Annotated in this window: 21 protein-coding genes and 1 tRNA gene; 14 read left to right on the plus strand and 8 right to left on the minus strand. The window is 63.9% G+C overall.

What is annotated here, in order from left to right; all coding sequences use genetic code 11:
- Positions 1-213 precede the first annotated feature (213 nt).
- The 3 genes from EN853_RS00955 (at position 214) to EN853_RS00965 (ending at position 1,705) form a co-directional block, all read left to right on the plus strand.
- Positions 214-486 (plus strand): DUF4164 domain-containing protein, encoded by a 273-nt coding sequence (locus tag EN853_RS00955; RefSeq protein WP_127857409.1) that lies wholly within the window; start codon positions 214-216, stop codon positions 484-486.
- Positions 487-490: 4 nt separating this feature from the next.
- Entirely contained in the window at positions 491-856 is a 366-nt protein-coding gene (locus EN853_RS00960; protein ID WP_127857410.1) for a cell division protein ZapA, read from the plus strand.
- Between the two features lie 189 nt (positions 857-1,045).
- A complete protein-coding gene (locus EN853_RS00965) occupies positions 1,046-1,705 on the plus strand; it encodes a peroxiredoxin (protein WP_127857411.1) in 660 nt (219 codons plus the stop codon).
- 209 nt (positions 1,706-1,914) lie between these two features.
- Here EN853_RS00965 and rpoH read toward each other — a convergent pair whose 3' ends face one another.
- A complete protein-coding gene (gene rpoH / locus EN853_RS00970) occupies positions 1,915-2,826 on the minus strand; it encodes an RNA polymerase sigma factor RpoH (protein WP_127857412.1) in 912 nt (303 codons plus the stop codon).
- Positions 2,827-3,036: 210 nt separating this feature from the next.
- Positions 3,037-4,092 (minus strand): RluA family pseudouridine synthase, encoded by a 1,056-nt coding sequence (locus EN853_RS00975; protein ID WP_127857413.1) that lies wholly within the window; start codon positions 4,090-4,092, stop codon positions 3,037-3,039.
- A 26-nt stretch (positions 4,093-4,118) separates the two neighbouring features.
- Between EN853_RS00975 and EN853_RS00980 the strand changes: the two genes are divergently transcribed.
- From EN853_RS00980 to EN853_RS00990, 3 genes are all read left to right on the plus strand, one after another.
- Positions 4,119-4,517, plus strand: a complete 399-nt coding sequence (locus EN853_RS00980) for a fimbrial protein (RefSeq protein WP_127857414.1) — start codon at positions 4,119-4,121, stop codon at positions 4,515-4,517.
- The gene (locus tag EN853_RS00985; RefSeq protein ID WP_127857415.1) at positions 4,514-4,927 is read left to right on the plus strand and encodes a VOC family protein; all 414 of its coding nucleotides are present in this window, start codon (positions 4,514-4,516) and stop codon (positions 4,925-4,927) included. The genes EN853_RS00980 and EN853_RS00985 overlap by 4 nt, the downstream gene beginning before the upstream one ends.
- 85 nt (positions 4,928-5,012) lie before the next feature.
- Positions 5,013-5,087: transfer RNA gene (locus tag EN853_RS00990), tRNA-Glu, on the plus strand.
- A gap of 432 nt (positions 5,088-5,519) precedes the next feature.
- Here EN853_RS00990 and EN853_RS00995 read toward each other — a convergent pair.
- Genes EN853_RS00995 through EN853_RS01005 form a run of 3 tightly spaced genes read right to left on the minus strand, consistent with a single transcriptional unit; the run spans position 5,520 to position 8,246 of the window.
- Complete coding sequence (locus EN853_RS00995; RefSeq protein WP_245516785.1) at positions 5,520-6,008, minus strand: hypothetical protein; 489 nt, start codon at positions 6,006-6,008, stop codon at positions 5,520-5,522.
- 17 nt (positions 6,009-6,025) lie between these two features.
- Complete coding sequence (locus EN853_RS01000; RefSeq protein WP_127857417.1) at positions 6,026-7,888, minus strand: OmpA family protein; 1,863 nt, start codon at positions 7,886-7,888, stop codon at positions 6,026-6,028.
- A gap of 1 nt (position 7,889) precedes the next feature.
- Entirely contained in the window at positions 7,890-8,246 is a 357-nt protein-coding gene (locus tag EN853_RS01005; protein ID WP_127857418.1) for a hypothetical protein, read from the minus strand.
- A gap of 402 nt (positions 8,247-8,648) precedes the next feature.
- Here EN853_RS01005 and EN853_RS01010 point away from each other — a divergent pair, with 402 nt between their 5' ends.
- Both EN853_RS01010 and EN853_RS01015 read left to right on the plus strand, forming a co-directional pair.
- Entirely contained in the window at positions 8,649-8,999 is a 351-nt protein-coding gene (locus tag EN853_RS01010) for a YidB family protein (RefSeq protein WP_127857419.1), read from the plus strand.
- Between the two features lie 92 nt (positions 9,000-9,091).
- Positions 9,092-9,433 (plus strand): DUF2853 family protein, encoded by a 342-nt coding sequence (locus tag EN853_RS01015; RefSeq protein WP_127857420.1) that lies wholly within the window; start codon positions 9,092-9,094, stop codon positions 9,431-9,433.
- Between the two features lie 278 nt (positions 9,434-9,711).
- Here the strand turns inward: EN853_RS01015 and EN853_RS01020 are convergent, their stop codons facing one another.
- Entirely contained in the window at positions 9,712-10,377 is a 666-nt protein-coding gene (locus EN853_RS01020) for a response regulator transcription factor (RefSeq protein WP_127857421.1), read from the minus strand.
- Positions 10,374-11,450: a histidine kinase gene (locus EN853_RS01025; RefSeq protein ID WP_127857422.1), complete on the minus strand. Its 1,077-nt coding sequence runs from the start codon at positions 11,448-11,450 to the stop codon at positions 10,374-10,376. The genes EN853_RS01020 and EN853_RS01025 overlap by 4 nt, the downstream gene beginning before the upstream one ends.
- Before the next feature lie 218 nt (positions 11,451-11,668).
- On the opposite strand from EN853_RS01025, the gene EN853_RS01030 reads away from it, so the two are divergent.
- The 4 genes from EN853_RS01030 (at position 11,669) to EN853_RS01045 (ending at position 14,515) form a co-directional block, all read left to right on the plus strand.
- Positions 11,669-12,151, plus strand: a complete 483-nt coding sequence (locus EN853_RS01030; RefSeq protein ID WP_127857423.1) for a helix-turn-helix transcriptional regulator — start codon at positions 11,669-11,671, stop codon at positions 12,149-12,151.
- Positions 12,152-12,378: 227 nt separating this feature from the next.
- Positions 12,379-12,960, plus strand: a complete 582-nt coding sequence (locus tag EN853_RS01035; RefSeq protein WP_127857424.1) for a VOC family protein — start codon at positions 12,379-12,381, stop codon at positions 12,958-12,960.
- A gap of 23 nt (positions 12,961-12,983) precedes the next feature.
- Positions 12,984-13,853 (plus strand): glutathione S-transferase family protein, encoded by an 870-nt coding sequence (locus tag EN853_RS01040; protein ID WP_127857425.1) that lies wholly within the window; start codon positions 12,984-12,986, stop codon positions 13,851-13,853.
- A gap of 293 nt (positions 13,854-14,146) precedes the next feature.
- Complete coding sequence (locus tag EN853_RS01045; protein ID WP_127857426.1) at positions 14,147-14,515, plus strand: hypothetical protein; 369 nt, start codon at positions 14,147-14,149, stop codon at positions 14,513-14,515.
- Positions 14,516-14,627: 112 nt separating this feature from the next.
- Here EN853_RS01045 and EN853_RS01050 read toward each other — a convergent pair whose 3' ends face one another.
- Positions 14,628-14,843 carry a hypothetical protein gene (locus EN853_RS01050; RefSeq protein WP_127857427.1) on the minus strand — a complete coding sequence of 72 codons (216 nt, stop codon included), beginning with the start codon at positions 14,841-14,843 and terminating at the stop codon, positions 14,628-14,630.
- A gap of 950 nt (positions 14,844-15,793) precedes the next feature.
- Here EN853_RS01050 and EN853_RS01060 point away from each other — a divergent pair.
- Entirely contained in the window at positions 15,794-19,558 is a 3,765-nt protein-coding gene (locus tag EN853_RS01060; RefSeq protein WP_127857429.1) for a PAS-domain containing protein, read from the plus strand.
- A 514-nt stretch (positions 19,559-20,072) separates the two neighbouring features.
- A complete protein-coding gene (gene pstS, locus EN853_RS01065) occupies positions 20,073-21,131 on the plus strand; it encodes a phosphate ABC transporter substrate-binding protein PstS (protein WP_127857430.1) in 1,059 nt (352 codons plus the stop codon).
- The last annotated feature ends 34 nt before the right edge of the window (positions 21,132-21,165 follow it).

A 21,165-nucleotide genomic window follows, 5' to 3' on the forward strand; every position in this document is an offset into this window, starting at 1 on the left:
GATGCCGCGACACATAGCAGGCGCGGCCTTTTAGTCAACAAATCGGTCGGCTTTTGCCGGCTTGTGATGGGGTCGAGCGCGCTACATTAGCGTTAGCGGGGGACAGTCGCGAGAGCTTTATTGACGCGCGCTTCACCCGGTGCCTAATCTTTCCGACATAACGCGTTCTGAACGCGAGCGATTCGGTGACGGGCAGGGCATAGGACGAAGGCCATGACCGGGGAAACGACCCTCAAAGAAGTCATCGCCAGGCTCGGCAAAGCCATGGAAGGGCTGGAAAACGCCGTGGCGGCGCGACTGGAGAATGAGCGCGACTATTCCGAGGCCGAGGCCGAGGTGCAGCGCATGAACGCCGACCGCTCGCGGCTGGCGCAGGAGCTCGACAATTCCGAGGCGCGCGCCGAACGGCTGGAAGATGCCAACAAGGAGGTGTCGCGCCGCCTGGTGACCGCCATGGAAACCATCCGCGCGGTACTGGACAGGTAAGCCCATGGCACAAGTCACTGTTTCCATCGACGGCAAGCAATACCGGATGGCTTGCGACGAGGGCCAGGAAGAGCATCTGATCGACCTCGCCGAGCGTTTCGACCGCTATGTCTCGCATCTGAAGGATTCCTTCGGCGAGATCGGCGACCAGCGGCTGACCGTGATGGCCGGCATCATGGTGATGGACGAGCTCTCGGAGCTCAACAAGCGCGTCAAGGGCATGGAGAGCGAAGTGCTGACGCTGCGCAAGACGCGCGACGAGGCGCTGACCAAGGCCGACAAGAGCGACAGCGTGCTGACCACCGCGCTCGGAGCGCTTGCGCAGCGCATGGAAGACCTGGCGACGACGCTGGCGGTAAAGAAGGCGTAATCCACCTATACGACCCAAATAGCCATCACGGAAATTCCTGCCGTCTTTTCCAGGAAAAGACGAAATTTTTCTGCTCTCTCGATCACGCTTGCAGACACAAGCCTTTTGAACCGGACCGCGCGGCGGTATAGAAGGCTGAGCCGGCGGGTTGCCCATGCCGGCGACATGTCACAGGGTAGGGAGCGTGTCATGAGCCTTCGTATCAACGATATCGCGCCGGACTTCACGGCCGAGACCACGCAAGGAACGATCAATTTCCATCAATGGATCGGTGACGGCTGGGCAGTGCTTTTCAGCCATCCGAAGAACTTCACGCCGGTCTGCACAACGGAGCTCGGCACGATGGCCGGGCTCGAAGGCGAGTTCAAGAAGCGCAACGTCAAGATCATCGGCATTTCGGTCGATCCGGTGTCGAGCCACGACAAGTGGCAGGCAGACATCAAGATCGCCACCGGCCAGACGGTGAACTATCCGCTGATCGGCGACAAGGACCTCGCGGTCGCCAAGCTTTACGAGATGCTGCCGGCGGGCGCCGGCGAGACCTCGGAAGGCCGCACGCCGGCCGACAACGCCACCGTGCGCTCGGTCTATGTCATCGGCCCGGACAAGAAGATCAAGCTGGTGCTGACCTATCCGATGACCACGGGCCGCAACTTCGACGAGATCCTGCGCGTCGTCGATTCCATCCAACTGACGGCCAAGCACCAGGTGGCGACTCCGGCGAACTGGAAGCAGGGCGAGGATGTGATTATCACTGCCGCCGTCTCCAACGAGGATGCGATCAAGCGCTTCGGCGCGTACGAGACGGTGCTGCCGTATCTGAGGAAGACCAAGCAGCCCTCGGCTTAGAGCGTGATATTCAGGGGAGGCCGGCCTGCAAATGCCGGCTTCCTTGCTTCTGGTGCTCACTTACTTCGAGTACGCTCCGTTCCGGTTCTCGCAAGCCGTCATCGGCGCATCCTGGCCTGAATCTCACCACGCCCTGGGGCGTGCCCTGAAGACAACAAAAAAAGCTGCGCCGAAGCGCCGCTTTTTTGTTTCCATATCGAGATCGAGCTTTACGCCGCGGGCTGCGCTTCGATCGTGCGCAGCGCCTGGCTCTGGCGCTTGGCCGCGGCCTTGACCGCGTCCTGCACCTTCTCGAAGGCGCGCACCTCGATCTGGCGCACGCGCTCGCGGCTGATGTCGAACTCGGCCGACAGCTCTTCCAGAGTCAGCGGCTCTTCGGCCAGTCGACGCGCCTCGAAGATGCGCCGCTCGCGCTCGTTGAGCACCGACAGAGCACCCGACAGCATGGCGCGCCGGCTTTCCAACTCGTCCTGCTCGATCAGCATCTCTTCCTGGTTGTCGTGGTCGTCGACCAGCCAGTCCTGCCATTCGCCGGACTCGCCCTCGCTCGCCCTGATCGGGGCGTTGAGCGAAGCGTCGCCCGACAGGCGGCGGTTCATCGACACCACTTCGGCCTCGGAGACGTTGAGGCGCGTGGCGATCTCGGCGATCTGGTCGGGCTTCAAGTCGCCATCGTCAAGCGCCTGGATCTTGCCCTTCACCTTGCGCAGGTTGAAGAACAGGCGCTTCTGATTGGCGGTGGTGCCCATCTTGACCAGGCTCCACGAGCGCAGGATGTATTCCTGGATCGAGGCCTTGATCCACCACATGGCATAGGTGGCGAGCCGGAAGCCGCGCTCCGGTTCGAATTTCTTCACGGCCTGCATGAGGCCGACATTGCCTTCCGAGATCACCTCACCGATCGGCAGGCCGTAGCCGCGATAGCCCATGGCGATCTTGGCGACGAGCCGCAAGTGGCTGGTGACGAGCTTGTGCGCGGCGGAAGTGTCCTGATGCTCGGCATAACGCTTGGCGAGCATGTACTCTTCCTGCGGCTGCAGCATCGGAAAGCGACGGATTTCTTCCAGGTAACGGGCGAGACCGCCTTCACCGGAAACGATACTGGGTAGTGACTGGGCCATGATAGCGCCCCCTCTCTATTGGAGTGATGCCCCCGTAACGCGGCGGGCATGTGACGCGAATGCCAATCGGCTCATCCGCGGCAGCAGCTGTATATAGGAACAAAACCAGAAAGGACAGGCATTTGTTCAACACGAAACAGTGTGTCACGCTGAAGTGAACAACGCCAGTCAGGTTTTTTGATGGCTGGTTTGAAGCGTCTTGATGACGGCTCAGAGTTTGCGGAAGCCGCCGACAAGTTCCTCCATATCCCTCGGCATCGGCGCCTCGAACCTCATCGCTAGATGGGTAGTCGGGTGTCGGAATTCAAGGAGCCAGGCGTGCAGCGCCTGCCGGGAAAATGCATTGACCTCGCCTTTCAGCGGTTCCGGCAGCCGGTTGGCCTTGGTGCGGAAGGCCTGGCCGTAATCCGGGTCGCCGATCACGGGGTGGCCGATATGGGCCATATGGACGCGGATCTGGTGGGTGCGGCCGGTCTCCAGTCGGCACTCGACCAGGCTTGCGGTGGCGAACGCCTGCTGTCCTTCGCCGAAGCGCTCGACGACTGAAAAATGGGTGAGAGCGTGGCGGGCGTCGTCACGGCCTTCGGGAACCACCGCGCGGCGGACCCGATCGGCGGCGCGGCCGAGCGCGGCATCGACGGTGCCGGTCGGCCGCTGCGGAATGCCCCAGACCAGCGCCAGATAGGCGCGTTCGAGGTCCCTCGTCCGGCCATGATCGGCAAAGGCCTCCGACAGCGCCTTGTGGGCGCGGTCGGTCTTGGCCACGACCATGACGCCGCTGGTTTCCTTGTCCAGGCGGTGGACGATGCCGGGCCGCCGGACACCGCCGATGCCGGACAGGCTGTCGCCGCAATGATGGATCAGCGCGTTGACCAGCGTGCCGGTCCAGTTGCCGGCGCCGGGATGGACGACCAGTCCCGCTGGCTTGTTGACGACGATCAGCTCGTCGTCCTCATAGAGGATATCGAGCGGGATCGCTTCGCCCTGCGGTTCGGCCGGCTCCGGTTCGGGCATCATCACCGAGACACGCTCGCCGGCTGCCATCTTGCGCTTGGCCTCCACGACCGGCTTGCCGGCGATCGAGACCGCGCCCTGCTTGATGAGAGCCTGGACGCGGCTGCGCGAGATGTCGGGACCGAGCCTGGCGGCCAGCCATTGGTCGAGGCGCTGGCCGGCGGCATCGGTGCCGGCCTCCAGCACGACCGCTTCGCCTTCCGTCAACTCATCCCCTATCAAAATCGGGGCCTCTTCGTTATGAGCGCTCATCGAAACCCGTTGCGGATTGTTTAGCCATGGCCCGGCCGATCGCCGAAGAAGACTCAGTTGCTGAAGGCGGGGAAAAGCCGCTCGACCCCGCGGCCGAGAAGGTGCGCAGGAAGCTCATCCGCTTCATGATCGTCAATCTCGGCCTTTTGTTCCTCGCCCTTATGGTGGTGATCGGGGCGCTTGTCTACAAAGCCCGCAACGCGCCAGGCGCCGGTTCCGTGCCCGCGGGCGACGTCCAGGCCACGGCCGGCGCTCCGCTCAGCGGCGACATCGTGCTTCCCGTGGGCGCCAGGGTGGTCAGCCAGGCGCTGTCGGGCAATCGCCTCTCGATCGACGCCGAGCTTGCCGACGGCAGCCGTTCCATCTTCGTCTACGATATTGTCGAACGCCGCATGATCGGCCAGCTCGCGATCCGCAACAAATGATCGGTTTTGCGGAAAACCGCAGCATTGCGACGGTGGCGCTGGTCGTCAGGGACTATGACGAGGCGATCGCTTGGTATGTCGAGAGGCTGGGCTTCGTGCTGACCGACGATGTCGACCTCGGCGGCGGCAAGCGCTGGGTGACGGTCATGCCGGCGAACGGGCAGGGCGCGCGGCTGCTCCTGGCAGAGGCGTCAGGCGAGACGCAGGCAAGCCGCATCGGGGACCAGACCGGCGGCCGGGTGTTTCTCTTCCTGGAGACGGACGACTTCGCCCGCGACCATCAGGCGATGCTTGGCCGGGGCGTCGAGTTCCGCGAGGCGCCGCGCTTTGAGGCCTATGGGACAGTGGCGGTGTTTGCCGATCTCTACGGCAATCTCTGGGACCTGATCGAGCCGAAACGGCAGGGTTGACCGGGGCATTTCGCAAAGTCTGCGAACAGTCCGAAACCCCAGTTGCTTTTTCGCGGCCTTCATCCTATGTAGCCGGTTCTTGAGCGCGCCCATCGTCTAGCGGTCAGGACACCGCCCTCTCACGGCGGTAACAGGGGTTCGATTCCCCTTGGGCGTACCAAGTTCTCCTCAGGCTCTGGCCCCAAATGTCCGATGGCTCCGTGGTCGCCGTCCGGGCGCGAGGCTGGGCCCAAAGGCTTTCGCTCGCCAGGCGCAAGGACCTCGCTGGGCAGATACGGGTCCCCCGGCAACCGGGAAGGCAAGGCTGGCAGTCCAAACGCAGGTTTCGCCTTTTCACGAGACGCTCTCTCCAACAGCAGCGACAAGTGCCGGAGATGCAGGAATTGGGCATCCTCGAGCAATTGCAGAAAGTTGGACGCCTTGCCTCGCGGCAACCGATGGTGCTTCAGGGCAGCGATGCGCGCACGCTGGCGGATGATTTGCCGCTCGGCCTGTAGAACATGCCGTTCCGCCATCTGGATGTCGTCTGCCAATGCCATGGTCGTAAACGGTCGAGCGGGCAGAGGGGTTCCGTGACTGGAGCCGACCCGGGCTACAGTTGCCGGCGGCGGATCGTTTCGGCGAGCTCCGCGAAGGCGTCCACGACCCCGGCGCCGCTCCTGGCGCTGACGAGCCTCACGCTCGACCGCGCGAGCTGGCCGAACTGTTCGGCGCTTCCGGGGGCCTCGGCGAGGTCGATCTTGTTCACCAGCGCCCTGTAGGGCCTGCCGGGAAATCGCGTCTCGAAACCGCGCGCCAGCTCGACCATGCGCGTCACTGTCTGCGGGCGCGTCACGTCCGAGACGACAATCGCGGCCGAAGCGCCGGTGACATAAACGGTGTCGAATATACGCATGCCGAAATCGCCGTCCGTATCCCAGAGCACGAGGCACGTCGCTTCGTCCCCGCGAACCGGATCGGCGGGAACGTCGTAGCTCAGAACTTCGACGCCGAGGGTGGATTTGTATTCACCGTCGAAACGATCGTGCACGAGGCGGTGCATGATCGACGTCTTGCCCACACCCATGTCGCCGAGCAGCATGACCTTCGCGCTGAACATCACTGGGCGCGCTCGGCTCGAAACGCGGTTTCGAAAGTGACCCGGCGGTTGCCTTCGCGCGGCACGTCGGAAATCGGCACCGACGACCAGCGCGAAACGACAAACAAGCGTGACGGCTCGATTCCGAGCGAGGTCAATCCTTGCACCACCTTGTCGGCCCTCTTGCGGCCAACCACCCGGTTGGTGGCTTCGGTCCCGGTGTCATCCGCGTGGCCAACGACACGGATCCTTAGATCGTTGCCCGAGAGAAGCCCGGCCAGGTCGCGGATCTGTTGGTCCGCTTCCTTGCCGTCGGCAAAAGCGTCCACCTCGCCAAAGAAGATTGCCGTCGAGGCCATGAAACGGCTGAGCTGCTCCGCGGGGCTGTCGGCTATCGATTGCAGGGCGTCGTATTGCTGGCTTCTTGACCTTGCCTCCGCGGCGATCGCGGCGCGGATCTCGTCGATGCGTGCCTGCATGCCGGCAAGGGATTGCAGCTCTTGCGCACTCGGCCCGCGCGTCTCATCGATGCGCGCCTGCAGGCCGGCGAGAGATTGTTGCTGCCCGGCGATCGCCCTGCCAGTCTCGCCGGCGGACTTCTGCAAGCCGGCAATGGACTGCCGCAAGTCGGCGATTGCCTCGCGCGTTCCGTCAATGCTTGCCTGGATGCCGGCCAGGGATTGCCGCATGGCGTCGACCTCGGCGCGCAGCGCCGCCGACTGTTCCATTCCGGGCACGACACCGATCCGGTCGACCACCCTGTATGGGGCGGCCGCCTTGGCCAGGGCGTCGACCAGCGGGGCCACCTCCAATTGGCCGGGCTCTACGCCGGAGACCGCCACACTGCGATTGCCGTGGTCGAAGTCGAGCCGCAGCGGGAAGGATTTGAGCAGCGGCTCTTTGCCGACAAGTTCCTGCAGCGCATCGTTTGTCCGCTGCTCCAGCATCGTGCGGGTCAGGTAGATGCTTGCCAGCCAAGCCAGCCCGGCGGCGGCGAGAGCTGCGAGCACGAACAGGACGACCCTGCCGCCCCGGCGCGGCTTCTTTTCAACGGCGGGATCGGCTTCGATGGCCGTGGCCAGCGACGCCAGCATGGCAGCGTCGCAGCCGCCATCCATGCTCTCGACCGTGTCGAAGAAAAGCGCATTGATCCTGGCGTCGTCCGCGGGGCGCAAGGGGCCGATGCACTCTGCCGCCAGGATGAACCGGGGCGAGGCGCGGAGCACGATCTCGCGTCCGCCGAAATCGAGCGTCTGCAGATTGCCTTCCCCCGCGAGCGCCTGGACCGAAAATTCCAGGATCGCCGCAACCATGGCGCTGAGCAGATCAGCCCGCTCGTCGGAAATGCCTTCGCGCTTCCAGTCGGCGACGAGGCGCCCGTTGCCGCGCTCGATCATCAGCAGCCGGTTGACGCGCGGCGGACTGGCGTTCGCCAGGACGAATTCGCTGATCGGGCGGCCCGTCGCCAGCGACTTGATGCGCCCGATCCACAGCTCCATGGATGTGAGCGCGTTGAGGCGCTGCTCCAGCCGCGCGACAAGTTCCTTGAAGGCGTTCGCCACCGCCGCGCTGACCAGCCGCCCGGTGATCGGGTAGAGCGCATCGACCATGAGATCCCGCGAATTCTTGATCTCGCTCCTGATGGCGGAAACCACCGACGGGGCGATGACGTTCGCCAGTTCGCGCGGCCGGCTGACCTCGGCACGTTCCAGCGCGGCGACCAGTATGTCGGCCGTCGCCGCTTCGAGGCGGTCGGGGTTGCCTATATATTGCTGGAGGAGAGCGACGTCGGTTCCCAGCGCTTCGAGACGCGCCGCCTCCGTTTGAAAGAGCAAGGTCTTGAGCTGCTCGATCTCACGGTTCTGACCGACGGCGGATGTCATGCTATCTTCCCGCGGCGGATCCCAGCCTGGTTATGGATGCGCCAAGCTCCGAAATCGCGGCGCCGATATCCCGGTGCGAAGCGAGCCGTTTCTGCTCGGTATCCCGCTCGAGCTCCTGCAGCCGGGTTTGCAGGGCTGCGATCTCCTTGGCGAAATCCGCCTGCAGCTGCTCGAGAGAGGCCTGCATCTCCTCGCGCAAACCGGCCAGGTTGTTCTCCATCGATCGCTGCGCGCCTCCGAACAGGAGGTTGCGGACCTGATCGATGGTCGCCTCGGAATGGACTGTCGCTTCCGATCCGTTGGCGGAAGCAGCTCCGTCCGCAACTTTTCCAGCTTGCTCGGCGCTCTTCATGGTCATTCCCCGGTTATCCTACGCTTACTGACACTGTCGGATCGTTATACCAAATCCTATTTCATGCGACAGACAATTGACTTGGTGCCGACCGCAGGCTGCCGCCACAGATCGAATGTGACATTTGCACCAAACCTATCCATCGTCACGTACCGCAATGACGAGCCTCATGCCAGTCGCATCTTCGCTCCAGACGGATCAGCCGGCCTGGCTGCCCCGCACGGCTCGAAGGCACTTGCGGGAAACTGTGCCTTTTCAAGTAAGAGCGATCCGGTCGCCAGCGAATATGACTTTCGTCATCGCCGGTCCTGACCTTCGTCAGATGTCGCGACCTCTCGAAACGTCCTAGATCGGCGCTGGCTGGCCGTTGCGCGGACGGCAAGCGTGATTTTCGACGGGAGGTTCTCGATGGGATTCTTGGACAACCTGCAAAGCGCTTTGCAGGAGGGGCAGCAAGGCGGCGGCTCGAACCTCCTGGCCGATGCGCTGGCCAGCGTCGGCGGATACCAGGGCGTGCTCGCAATGCTGCAGAAATCGGGCCTCGGCGACCGCGTCGAATCCTGGCTGAGCGCCAAGTTCGCGAACCTTCCAATCGCGCCCGACGAAATCAAGGCGGCGCTTGGCGATCCGCAACTTCAGCAGCTGGCCAGGCAGTTCGGGATTCCGTTGGACCAGGTGGCCGGCGTGCTGGCGCAGCATCTTCCGGCCGCCGTCGACCAGGCCAGTCCCGACGGCGTGCTTGCGCCTCGCCGCAGCTGACGCCCGGGGGAGCGAGACAATCGATGAAAAGGCAACCGGCGGCGTGAAGCGACGGCAACGTCGCTGTCAGCCGCGGCGAGAAAGGCAAGAGCGTGAGCAAGCAAGACGAACTGATCAGCAAATATGCGGCGGACCTGAGAGTGAAGTGCGGCCTTACGGCGGATATGGATCTTCTGACAAGGGTCACAAAGGGCTGCGGCCCGGCGATCTACGACAAGGATGCATCCACCGTCTCGGCCTCGGACAAGGAGGAGATGGAACTGGTCAAGACAAATTTTCTCGTCAAGAGGCTGGGGCTGGCGGCCGATGCCGCTCTGGACGCGGGGATCGCCAAGGTCATCGACCAGTACGGCCGGACCAATCGCAACAAACATCGCGCGGTCTTCTACTATCTGCTGGTCAAGCATTTCAGGCGCGAGAGCGCGTTCGCCTGATCGAGCCTGCGTCGTTTGCCGATCCGCAGGTCTTCCAGGCTCGCGAGAAAGCAGCCTTGCAAGAGCCGAGGTCTTGTGGGGACGCACCCTCAGTTTCCGTCTTCCCTCGACCTGCCGCGAAGAGCCGGAAACTCAGGCAATCAGACTGCCCGCGGCCACTTGACCTCCAGGCCGCGGGCGTTCTTTTGGGCATGTGATCGTTGCCAGGGTGTCCGATCATCGCATCGCACGAACACCGGACCAGCCCGCGATGACGCGCAATGCCCGGCCATCCCGGTTCAAGTAATTGTCTTTATGGCCAGTTCGGTCCGGTTCCTGGCCCCGCACTTCTCCAGGATCGTGCTCACATAGTTCTTGATCGTGCCCTCGGCCAAATGCAGCTGCTCGCCGATTTCGCCGTTGCTCTTGCCTTCGATGATCAGTTTGAGAATTTCGTTCTCGCGCGCGGTCAGATCGTCCCGAACCGATGCGCTGACAGGTGCGTGCCGCGGACGCAATCGCCGGAACTCTTCGAGAATTCGCGCCGCGACGCCCGGTGAGAGCGCGGATTGACCCTTCGCCACAGCGCGGATCGTCGCTGCGATCTCTTCGATCCTGGCGTCCTTCAGCAGATACGCCCTGGCGCCCGCGCTGACGGCCTCGAAGATCAGGTCGTTGGTCTCGAAAGTGGTCAAGACGACGATGCTGATGGCCGGAAACTCACGCAGGATCCGCTGGGTTGCCGTGACGCCGTCGACACGCGGCATTTGCAGATCCATCAAAATGACGTCAGGCCGGTAGCGGCGCGCGAACTCGATCGCCTGCTCGCCGTCGGCGGCGGCGCCGACAATTTCGAAGTCATCGTTCTGCTGGGCAAGAAGCGTGGCAAGGCCTTCCCGGATCAAGGTCTGATCCTCGGCGATCAGCAGGCGTATCCTTTCGGCCTGGCGGTGCGGATCGGTCATCGTTTCGACGCCTCTATTGCTCCATGACCGGACTTCATGGCCGGCGCGGTCAGGGGTAGCGAAATCCGAACCAGCGTGCCCGCCCCCGGCGAGCTTTCCACCGTGCATCCTCCTCCCGCCAGCTCGGCAAATTCAGCCATGCCGATCAGGCCGAAATGGCCCGGCCTGGAAGTGGTCCTGTCAAAACCGCGCCCGTCGTCACGGATAGCGACGAGAAGGCTCCTGCCGGCTTCGGTCCCCTCCAAGTTTGCATCGAACCGGACCTGTCGCGCCTTCGCGTGCGCCTCGACGTTGCGCAACGCCTCGCCGACGATGCGCTGAACCGTCGTGGCGTGGTCCTGCAAGGCAATGCGGGCTTCATCGTCAATATGCACGGAGACCTCGGCGCCGGTCTGCTGGGCAAAGTCTGAAAGCATCCCCTCGACATCTGAGCCCAGCTCGTCGGGCATCCTCAGCCGGGCGATGGCATCGCGGGCCCGCGTCAGGCCGTTGACCGCCGCTTCCTCGGCGATGGCGAGCCCGTCCGAAACGCGGGCCGGGTCGGTCGCCAGAAAATGCCGCGTCAGCCGGATCTGCGTCAGCAGCGCGATGATCGAATGCACGAGCGTGTCGTGGAGGTCGCGCGCCAGGCGAAGCCGCGTTCGGACAAGCGAAGCAAAGCGCACTTCGGAGTTGGCCGCTTCGAGCTGCTGTTCCATCAGGCGTCGGGCCCGCCGCTCGCTTTCGAACATGATCTCGGCCTGGCGCGCCGTGAAATCGGGCATCGCGATCACGACGTAGTGCGATTGATCGCTGTTCCACAGGACGACCGCCGTGACCGGGCGATCGAGCCCCGGCAGCTCCGCCCGCACGCCCGACAGGGCGATCAGGTCGCGGCGTCCGTCGGACAATGCGGCCATTTCGGCCTCCATCCCGACCAGGAGCGTGCACAGGCAGCAGTCCTCTCCGACGGCCGGAAGCCATTCGACCAAATGGCCCACCTTCTGCTGGACCGTCCTGTCGGCGCGCAAGACCGCAAGCCCTATGACATCCGCCCGCGCGGCCGGCAGCAATTCTGAGCCGAGATCGATCATTCGTTTCCAGCCACGGGACGCGGTCCTTGCACTTTGACGTAAGCCCGAACCGGCCGCAAACGAATATGACTTTCGTCATCATCGCCAGTGACTTTCGCCAGCTGTCTTTCCCCAACCAGCGGAACTAGATCGGAAACATCAATATCGGCAACCTGTCGGTGCGCGGCCCTCCGCCGCAACGAGTCTGGTCGCGGAGGGTCGCCGCGGTTTGAGCAACCGTGGAAACGGTTTCGGCGGCTGCCGGTCAGCTTTCGGATATCAGCGGTTCGACAGGCATGAAACTCAACGTGCAATTCATCAAGCATCCACGCTCCCGGGAGCGCATGGTCGTGTTGCCGGAGTCCCAGTTCCGCATGCTCAGGCGGACGGCGATGGCAAACCTGGCCGACGACGCCGACGTGGCCCGCAACGGGGCCCTGCCCAGGCGCGTCCTGGACAAGATCGCCGATGGCGAGAACCCGGTTCGCGCCGTCAGGATCCTGCGCGGCCTGAGCGGAAGGCAGCTCGCGGCCGAGGCAGGGATAACGCCCAGCATGCTGTCGCAGATCGAGCGTGGCGCAAAGACCGCCTCCACCCAGACCCTCGAGGCCATCGCAGGCATTCTGGATGTGCCTCTGGATGTCGTTTCGCCGGATCCGTCTGCCGGAGCCCGCGATATACTGCCTGATACCAGCAGGTCGGTCGCCTGGATCTTGACCTGAGAGATCGAGGCGCACGTGGAGCGCTTGAAGCGTCAGCGCTTCTGGCGCAACGCCTCGGATTGAATTAGCATCCGTTCAAAAGCTTCGGCCGCAATCCTGCATGGCGTGGGAATGCGGAGCGCGGGGAGCGAGGCCGGGCGGCGGTCACATGCCGGGCGCTGATCCAGGCGCGACTGGGCATCCGAAACCCGTCCGCCGGTAAGCCGCGGCATGGCCGGGAGGACCAGATGCAGAAACTACAATCGCAAGGCGTCCATCACATCACACTGGTCGGTGCCGATCGCCGGACCTCCATCGATTTCTGGGAAGGCGTGCTCGGCATGCCCTTCATCTTCGAGCAGCCCAATCTCGACAAGGCGAGCGAAAGCCACCTTTATTTCGACCCAGGCGACGGGCGGCTGATCACGGTCTTCACCGACGAGAGCCGCAGCCCGGTCAAGCGGCGCACGCCGACCGACACGGGCTGCGTCCACCACATCGCGTTTGCGGTGTCGCGGGTGACTTTCCTGCAGGCGGTCGCCCGGCTCGACGAGCGCGGCATCAAGCACAGCGGCGTCAAGGATCGCGGCTTCATGGATTCGATCTATTTCGAGGATCCGCTCGGCCTGCTGATCGAGCTCGCCTCCTACCGCTTCGAGCCGCCGGCCTCCTTCAGTCATGCCGATGTGCTGATGGAGGCGCACAAGATCCGCGTCGCGCGGGGCGACTACGCGATAGCCGAAGTGCACCTCGCCGACGCCATCCAGGCGCTGGTCGAACGGTCGCGCGAGACATTGTCCGAGGACCGGGCGGCGAAAAATCCATACTGAACAAGCCATAAGGGGAGGAACAGATGGCAAAGACCGCGAAGAAACCCGCAACCAAGGCCGCGCCGAAAGCCGCGGCAAAGGCATCGGCAAGGCCGGCCGCGAAGGCGACGGCGAAAGCCGCGCCTAAAGTGGCGGCAAAAGCCGCGCCTAAAGCGACGGCAAAGACCGCGCCTAAAGCAAAGGCCAAGCCGGCAAGGAAGCCCAGCATTAAGCTCAGCATGCTGAGGCCCAGCGTCAACAACATGACGGTCCGAGTGTTCGCGCGCGCGGCCGGGCTCGAACCGGCCGAAACCGACGCCTGGGGTCACACGCGCTCGCCGGAATTCCTGGCTCGCAACCCGGCGCATCTGACGCCGATGATCGAGGACAAGGGACTTCCCAGAGGCGTGCTCTGGGAAAGCTGCGCCATCATGCAGTATCTCGCCAACAAGCACGGGCTGGATAAATTCTATCCGAAGGCGCCGGCCAAGCGGGCAATGGTCGACAGCGCCATGTTCTACCTGATCGGCACGCTCTATCCCTATGTGGCCAGAGCCACCTATCCGGCGCTCGGCTTTCCGCAATATCCCGGCGAGGTCGGCCACAGCGATGCCCACCCCGACAAGAAATCGGAGGCGCAGAAGGCGGCTGCCGCGGCGATCGCCGAACCGCTCGAGGTGTTTCACAGCTTCTTCAGGGACGGCAAGCCGTTCATCGGCGGCAACAACCCGTCCATCGCCGACATCCGCCTGGCGGCGACGCTCGAGTTCCTGGCCGTCATCGACTACGCGCTGCCCAAATGGGCGCAGGACTACATGGCGGCGATCGAGAAGAAGCTCGGCAAAGCCTATGCGGAGCCCGCCCGCGACGTGCGCGGCTACATCGCCCATGTGAAGGCCCAGGCCGCGGCTTAGGCAAGCCGTGGGGTTAAGGGTCCGTTAACCAAAGCCTTGTCTAGTGGTCCGGTCCTCGCCGTGACCACGGATGTACTGGCGCGATGCCGAGGCGAAGGAAAGGTCGGCTCGATGCCGGCCTTTTGCTTTCGTGGCGACGGTTGCGCCGACATCGCGGCAACATGGCTTGGCCTTTATCGGTGCGGTTGAAATCTATTGTCATCTCCCGCGTTGATCGTACCATGCCGTCGGGCGAACGGGCGAACGGGCGAACGGGCGAACGGGCGAACGGGCGAAGGCGACGAGGACCCGCGATGAGAAGCATGGCAAGACTTTCGGCGATCGCCGGCGCGCTGGCGGCGGCACACCTTCCGGCGAACGCCGCGTCGCTCAACACCATGAACGAGGTCGGCGCCGCCCTGCAGGCGTGCTGGACTCCGCCTGCCGATCCCAAAAATGCGTCGGTCACCCTGAGCTTCAGCTTCAAGCGCGACGGCACGCTGATCGGCCCGCCGAAGCCGACGGCCATCAAGGTCGTCGGCGATGACAAGGCGCGTCAGGCCTATGTCGACGCGGCAACCACCGCCCTGCGCAACTGCTTGCCGCTCAGCTTTTCACCGGCGCTGGCGAAGGGAATTGCCGGCACCGTTTTCACGCTGCAGTTCACGTCGCCGAAGCAATAGCAAGCATCGAGGCGATCTCGCCGCAAATGCTCTGGGTCGCGTGAGCGGGACGCAGTTTGCGGATCAGGAAAGACCTACCCCAGGCAAATATCCGTGCATATGCGGCAAGGATTCAGCGCCCGCCCTGCCTGGCGGTGACGTGCTTTCCCAACTCCGGCATCTCGAAGACATAGTCGTTCCAGGCCGATTCCGGAATCTGTCCGGCCAGATAGCATTCCAGCAGCAGATTCTGCTCCGGCGTCAGATGCCGCGGCGCCCGCTCCTGATCCAGTCCAAGCGAATGGATCAGGTTCCTGGTTAGGCCAGATACGGTGAAGTGGATGGACATCCTCGGTCTCCCTCGCGCAGCAAGGATAACGTCAGATGCCAGCCAAAGGTTTCATCAGCAGTCCGTGATCGAGAGGTGCCGGACGTGGCCAACAATGCCTGGGGACCTGCCACTGCGGCCACCGACGATATGGCGCTGCAATCGCCTCGCCAGTCCCGCAAGCTCCCGCCAGGTCCTGATGGTCGGTCCGGCCTTCTTCCTGGCCGCCTGATCGCTGCCCGGCTCGGTGTCGGCCGACATAGAACCTAAGTCTTTGTTTCATGCATGTCGTCCGCCGCTTTTGGGCGATATGCATTGGAGCAATTCCAGAAAAAGTGTGTAACGGATTTCCGTCCGGAATTGCGTAAGAACAAATGCTTAGAGCGGTTCGGCGATTCTATGAATCGCTGAAACGCTCTAGTCGCAGACGACGCGATAGCGCTTGCCGGGTTCGCTGACATTCCTGCATGCGAGCGCCTTCCCCTGCTGGGAAGACGTATCGGGTGAATCCGGCTGAAAGGAGGGCTTCGTCGAAGCGGGCCTGAAATGCCGCCGGTCGGAGGGACTCGCCGTTGGGCTCGGCGGCTGAGGGAATACGTCCGACGCAACCGGCCTCGAGGCGGTTGTTCCCGGCGGAGCCTTGTCCCAGATGCGCCTGACGTCCATCCGGCTTGGAACGATCACCGTGCCGTCGTCGCTGCGCGCGCAGCCGCTTGCCGCAAGCAGCGCCGGGCAGAGAACAAAAGCCAGCATTCGACCAAGCATCAGCAGGTACCCCCGAACAGTCTTATATCGTGGCGGCGGCGGGGCAGCCAACGGGCGGATTACCGTAGCCGGCATCGGACCAGGGTCTGACTAAAATGGAATTGCGTGGGCGCGGTTCCAATTCGTTAAGGTTAGCGGATCGTTAATGCTTCTGAGGCACAGTCCGCCGACGAACCGCGAAGGGGTTCGGCTGGGGTGGCAACAGCATGGCGGACTTGGACGAGACGGGCGGGACAGGCGGCATGCGCGACCCCCTCGAAGCAGCGGCTGCGCGTGGCGGCGATCCGTTCGGCAGCGAAAAGCACCTTGCCGATCTCGATCGCACGATGGACGCCATGCAAATGGGCGTCGTGCTTTTGGACGCCCGGCTCGACACGTTGATCATCAACAAGGCCTATCGCGATCTCTCCAGGATTCCGGATGGGGCCGTGGCGGTCGGTGCCCCGTTCAGCCGGCTGATGGACCTCAACCGCCGCAACGGCATCTATGGCGAGATCGGCGAACAGGAGTGGCAGCGCTACCTCGCCACCCGGATCGCGGAGATTCGCGCCGGTTCCGTCGCGCCGCGCGAGCTCGTCCATGCCGACGGCCGGACGATGATGTTCTCGGTGACGGCGTTGTCCGACGGCAAGCGCCTCCTGACTTACTATGATGTCACCGACGTCAAGCGTCGCGACGCCGAGATCGAGAGAGCCAACGCCAAGACAGCCGAGACTTTCACCAATCTTCGCCTGATGGTCGATTCGATGCCGATCGGCGTCGTCGTCCTCGATGCCGATCTCAAGACGGAGGTCATCAACCGCGCCTTCTACGACTTCTGGCAGATCGATCTGCGTCGTGCCGCGGTCGGCTGCGGCTTCCGCGAACTTATGGAGGCGAGCCGCGAAGCCGACCCCTATGGCGCCGACGAGGCGGCCTGGCAGCGCCACATCGCCGAGCGCGAGGCGGAAATCCGCGCCGGCCTCGCCGGGTCCAGGCAGTTGCCGCGCATTGACGGCCGCACGCTGATCGCCTCACTGGCGCCTCTTGCCGGCGGCAAGCGGCTCATTTCCTATGTCGACATCACCGACATGAAGCATCGCGAGAGCGAAGCCGACGATGCACGCAAGAACCTCGCAACGGTGCTTGAATCGCTGCCGGCGGGCGTCATCATCTATGATCGGGACGATAAATTCGTCTTCGCCAACCGCAATCTGCAGGATACGCTACCGGCGCTGAAGCCGGCCTGGCAGCCCGGCTGCAGCTTCCGCGAGGCGCTGGCTCTCGGCCATTCCGTCGGCTATTTCCGGTCGAGCGGCGACGTCGAGATCGACAACCTCCACAGCGTCGACAAGGAACGCTGGCTCGACGCCATGCTCGAGCGTTACCACCTGCCCAATTCGTCGTACGAGCGGCTCAATCCCGACGGTCGCTGGTACCAGGTCTACGACATGAGGACCGACGACGGCACGTTCATCGGCGTGCGCGTCGACATTTCCGACCTCAAGAACCGCGAGAAGGCGCTGCGCGACTCGATGCGCCAGATCGACCTCTACCGGCACGTCATGGACGAACTGCCGGTGGCGGCCTTCATCAAGGCCGAAAACCTCAGCATCGAATTCGTCAACAAGGCCTGGTGCGCGCTGACCGGCATCCCCAAGGAAGACGTCATCGGCAAGACCGACCGCGAGCTGTTCGGCGCTCAAGACGCCGAAAGCTACAGCCAGGACGACACTGACGTCGTCGCGACCGGCAAGGGGCGCGAGGTGGAGGAGCCCGTCACCCACCGCGACGGCACGGTGCGGCAGCTGATGACGCGCAAGAGCCGGTTGGTGGCCCTCGACGGGTCGGTGCATCTGGTCGGCTCCAGCACCGACATCACCGATGTCAAGGCGCGCGAGCGGGCGCTCAAGGAAAGCATGAGCGAGAATGAGGTATTCCGCAGCCTGATCGACAACGTACCGGTGTCGATCTACGCCAAGCGCTCGGATCTGAGGCAATTCTATGTCAACAGGGGCTGGACCGATCTCACCGGCTTCAGCAAGGAAGAGGCGATCGGCAAGACCGATGTCGAAATCTTCGGCGCGGACGGCGAAGCGTTCGTGGCCGGCGACCTCGCGGTGCTGCGCACCGGCGAGACGCAGGAGATCGAGGAGAAGGTGACGTTGCCCGACGGCAGCGTGCGTCACCAGTTCGCGCGCAAGGGCGCGATGATCGCGTCCGACGGCTCGCTCTACCTGATCGGGTCGACCACGGACATAACGGAACTGAAGCAGCGCGAGGCCGAGCTCAGCGAGGCGCGCCAGCGCGCCGTGCTGGCCGACCGCGCCAAGTCGGAGTTCCTCGCCAATATGAGCCACGAAATCCGCACACCGATGAATGGCGTGCTCGGCATGGCCGAGCTGCTCGCCAAGTCAGACCTCGACGCGAAGCAGAAGACGTTCACCGACATCATCGTCAAATCGGGCAACGCGCTGCTCACCATCATCAACGATATCCTCGACTTCTCCAAGATCGACGCCGGCCAGCTCGTGCTCGACCCGGCGCGCTTCAACCTGGCCGAGGCGATCGAGGACGTGGCAACGCTGGTCTCGACGCGCGCCAAGGAGAAGGACCTCGAGCTTATCGTCCGTGTCCAGCCTGGGCTCGACGGGCAGTTCGTCGGCGATGTCGGCCGCCTCAGGCAGATCGTCACCAACCTGCTCGGCAACGCGGTGAAATTCACCGACAAGGGCCACGTGCTGGTCGACGTCACGGGCGAGCGGGTTCCTGCAGGCACCAGGCTCACCATTTCGATCACCGATACTGGCATCGGCATTCCCGAGGACAAGCTGAAGCTGGTGTTCGAGAAGTTCAGCCAGGTCGACACCTCCTCGACAAGACGGCACGAGGGCACCGGGCTTGGCCTTGCCATCACCTCGCGGCTGGTCGAGATGATGGGCGGCGAGATCGGCGTCGACAGCGCCGAGGGCAAGGGCTCGACCTTCTGGTTCACCGTCACGCTGCCGCGGGCGGAGCAGGGCGGCCAGCGGATCATGCCGGTCGACGTCACCGGCGCGCGTGTGCTGATCGTCGACGACAACGCCGTCAACCGGTCGATCCTCGGCGAGCAGATGGCGTCGTGGACCTTCGATTCCTGCGCGGCGGAAAGCGGCGCCGAGGGGCTGAAGGTGCTGATCGCCGCCGCCGCTTATGGCGTGCCTGTCGACTGCGTCGTGCTCGACTACCAGATGCCGGGCATGACCGGCGCCGAGATGGCGCGCATCGTGCGCAACACCGCCGGCCTCGCGCACACGCCGATCATCATGCTGACCTCGGTGGACCAGTCGCTCGCCAGCGCCGCCTACCGCGATCTCGGCATCGATGCGCAACTGATCAAGCCGGCGCGCTCCTCCATCCTTTTGGAGACGCTGGTCGCCACCATCCAGCGCCACCGCCACAGCACGGCGGCCGTTCATCCGCCCTTGGCCGGCAGCGCCGCGACAGGGTCCGGCGCGCCGCGTGCGCCCGTGGCGCAGGCGACGGCGTTGGATCGCAATCTGCTGCAACCGCCGCCGGCGCGCGCCCGTTCGCGCCCGGCCGGCGCGGAGAGCGGCCGCGACATCCTGGTCGCCGAGGACAACGAGGTGAACCAGCTGGTGTTCACGCAGATCCTGGGCGAGACCGGCTATCAGTTCGAAATCGTCGGCAACGGCCGCAAGGCGCTCGATGCCTTCGGCAAGCTCAACCCGCGCATGATCCTGATGGATGTGTCGATGCCCGAGATGAACGGCCTGGAGGCGACCGCGGCCATCCGCCAGCTCGAAGCGGAGATGGGCACGCATGTGCCGATCGTCGGCGTCACCGCGCACGCGCTGAAAGGGGACCGCGAACGCTGCCTGGAAGCCGGCATGGACGATTACCTGCCGAAACCGATTAGCCCGAAGGCGCTGCTGGAAAAGCTCGAAAGATGGCTCGGCCCGGACGCGGAGGTCCGGCGCGGCGCCGGCTAACAGGCTTTTTCGGGCGGCCGTCACGGCATCGTCCACAGGCAGGGTCCGAAGAACTGACGCGGACGTATGGTGTGATCGCACCATACCAAAGCGGGGGCCAAGTCAGGACAATGCTTCTTGTCGATTCCGCCTTTCGGTTACGGGCGGGAGCAGCGACCGCCGGCAAGGAACAGCGTCGACTCTACCCCAACGGACCTGTTTTCGGCGATGGCTATGCCATGATCCGCTCTGGCATTCGGGCAAACGCGCTCTCGTCCGGATTTTATTTCCCGGCGGCCGAGATCCGGCCGCCGGGATAATTTTTGATTCAAAAGTCAGACAAGCCACTGATTCCCGCGGCAAACTTCGGCTCACCCGCAAAGGGCGGCCGCAGGCCCCTCCAGGCATCCCCGATCGGGCGTTACCGGGCTGACACGAAACTGTCATGCGACTGTAATAATCGGGAGCTATTGCGCTCACGGGCGCCGGCAGAAACGGGTGCCAAGAGACCATATTCCGAACAGGAGCAGGCCACATGAGACATTTCATCCGCTCGGCGGCCGTTGCGATTGCAATGGCTGCGGCATCCACGCTTTCCCTCTCCGCCGCCATGGCGGCCGACATCTCGGGCGCCGGCGCCACCTTCCCCTATCCGATCTACGCAAAATGGGCCGACGCCTACAAAAAGGAGACCGGTGTCGGTCTCAACTACCAGTCGATCGGTTCCGGCGGCGGCATCAAGCAGATCAAGGCCAAGACCGTCACCTTCGGCGCTTCCGACGCGCCGCTGAAGGGCGAAGAACTTGACGGCACCGGCCTCGCGCAGTTCCCGATGGTGATGGGCGGCATCGTTCCGGTCGTCAATCTCGAAGGCGTCAAGCCCGGCGAACTGGTGCTCGACGGCCCGACGCTGGCCGACATCTTCCTCGGCAAGATCACGAGCTGGGATGACGAGGCGATCAAGAAGCTCAACCCCGACGTCAAGCTGCCTTCGCAGGCGATCGCCGTGGTTCACCGTTCAGACGGTTCGGGCACCACGTTCAACTTCACCTACTATCTCGGCGACGTCAGCGCGGACTGGAAAAGCAAGGTTGGTGTCGACAAGGCTGTGGAATGGCCCGTCGGTATCGGCGCCAAGGGCAATGAGGGCGTTGCCAACAACGTTTCGCAGACCGGCGGCGCGATCGGCTATGTCGAATATGCCTATGCCAAGCAGAACAAGCTGACCTACACCGACCTAGTCAACAAGGACGGCAAGAAGGTCGAGCCGACCGCTGCGGCGTTCTCGGCCGCCGCGGCCAGTGCCGACTGGAGCTCGCAGCCGGGTTACGGCGTGATCCTGGCCAACCAGGCCGGCGCCGAATCCTGGCCGATGACCTCCGCCACCTGGATCCTCGTCTACAAGAAGCCCGACGATGCCGCGGCCACGACCGAAGCGCTCAAGTTCTTCGCCTGGTCCTACGCCAAGGGCGACGACATGGCCGCCGAGCTGGACTATGTTCCGATGCCCGACGCGGTGGTGAAGAGCGTCGAGGAAATGTGGGGCAAGGACGTCGTCGACGCGAACGGCAAGCCGCTCTACTCCGGCATGTAATCCTGCCGAATAAGGAGGGCGCCTCTGGCGCCCT

This window comes from Mesorhizobium sp. M1C.F.Ca.ET.210.01.1.1 (assembly GCF_004791585.1).
Taxonomy (GTDB): domain Bacteria; phylum Pseudomonadota; class Alphaproteobacteria; order Rhizobiales; family Rhizobiaceae; genus Mesorhizobium.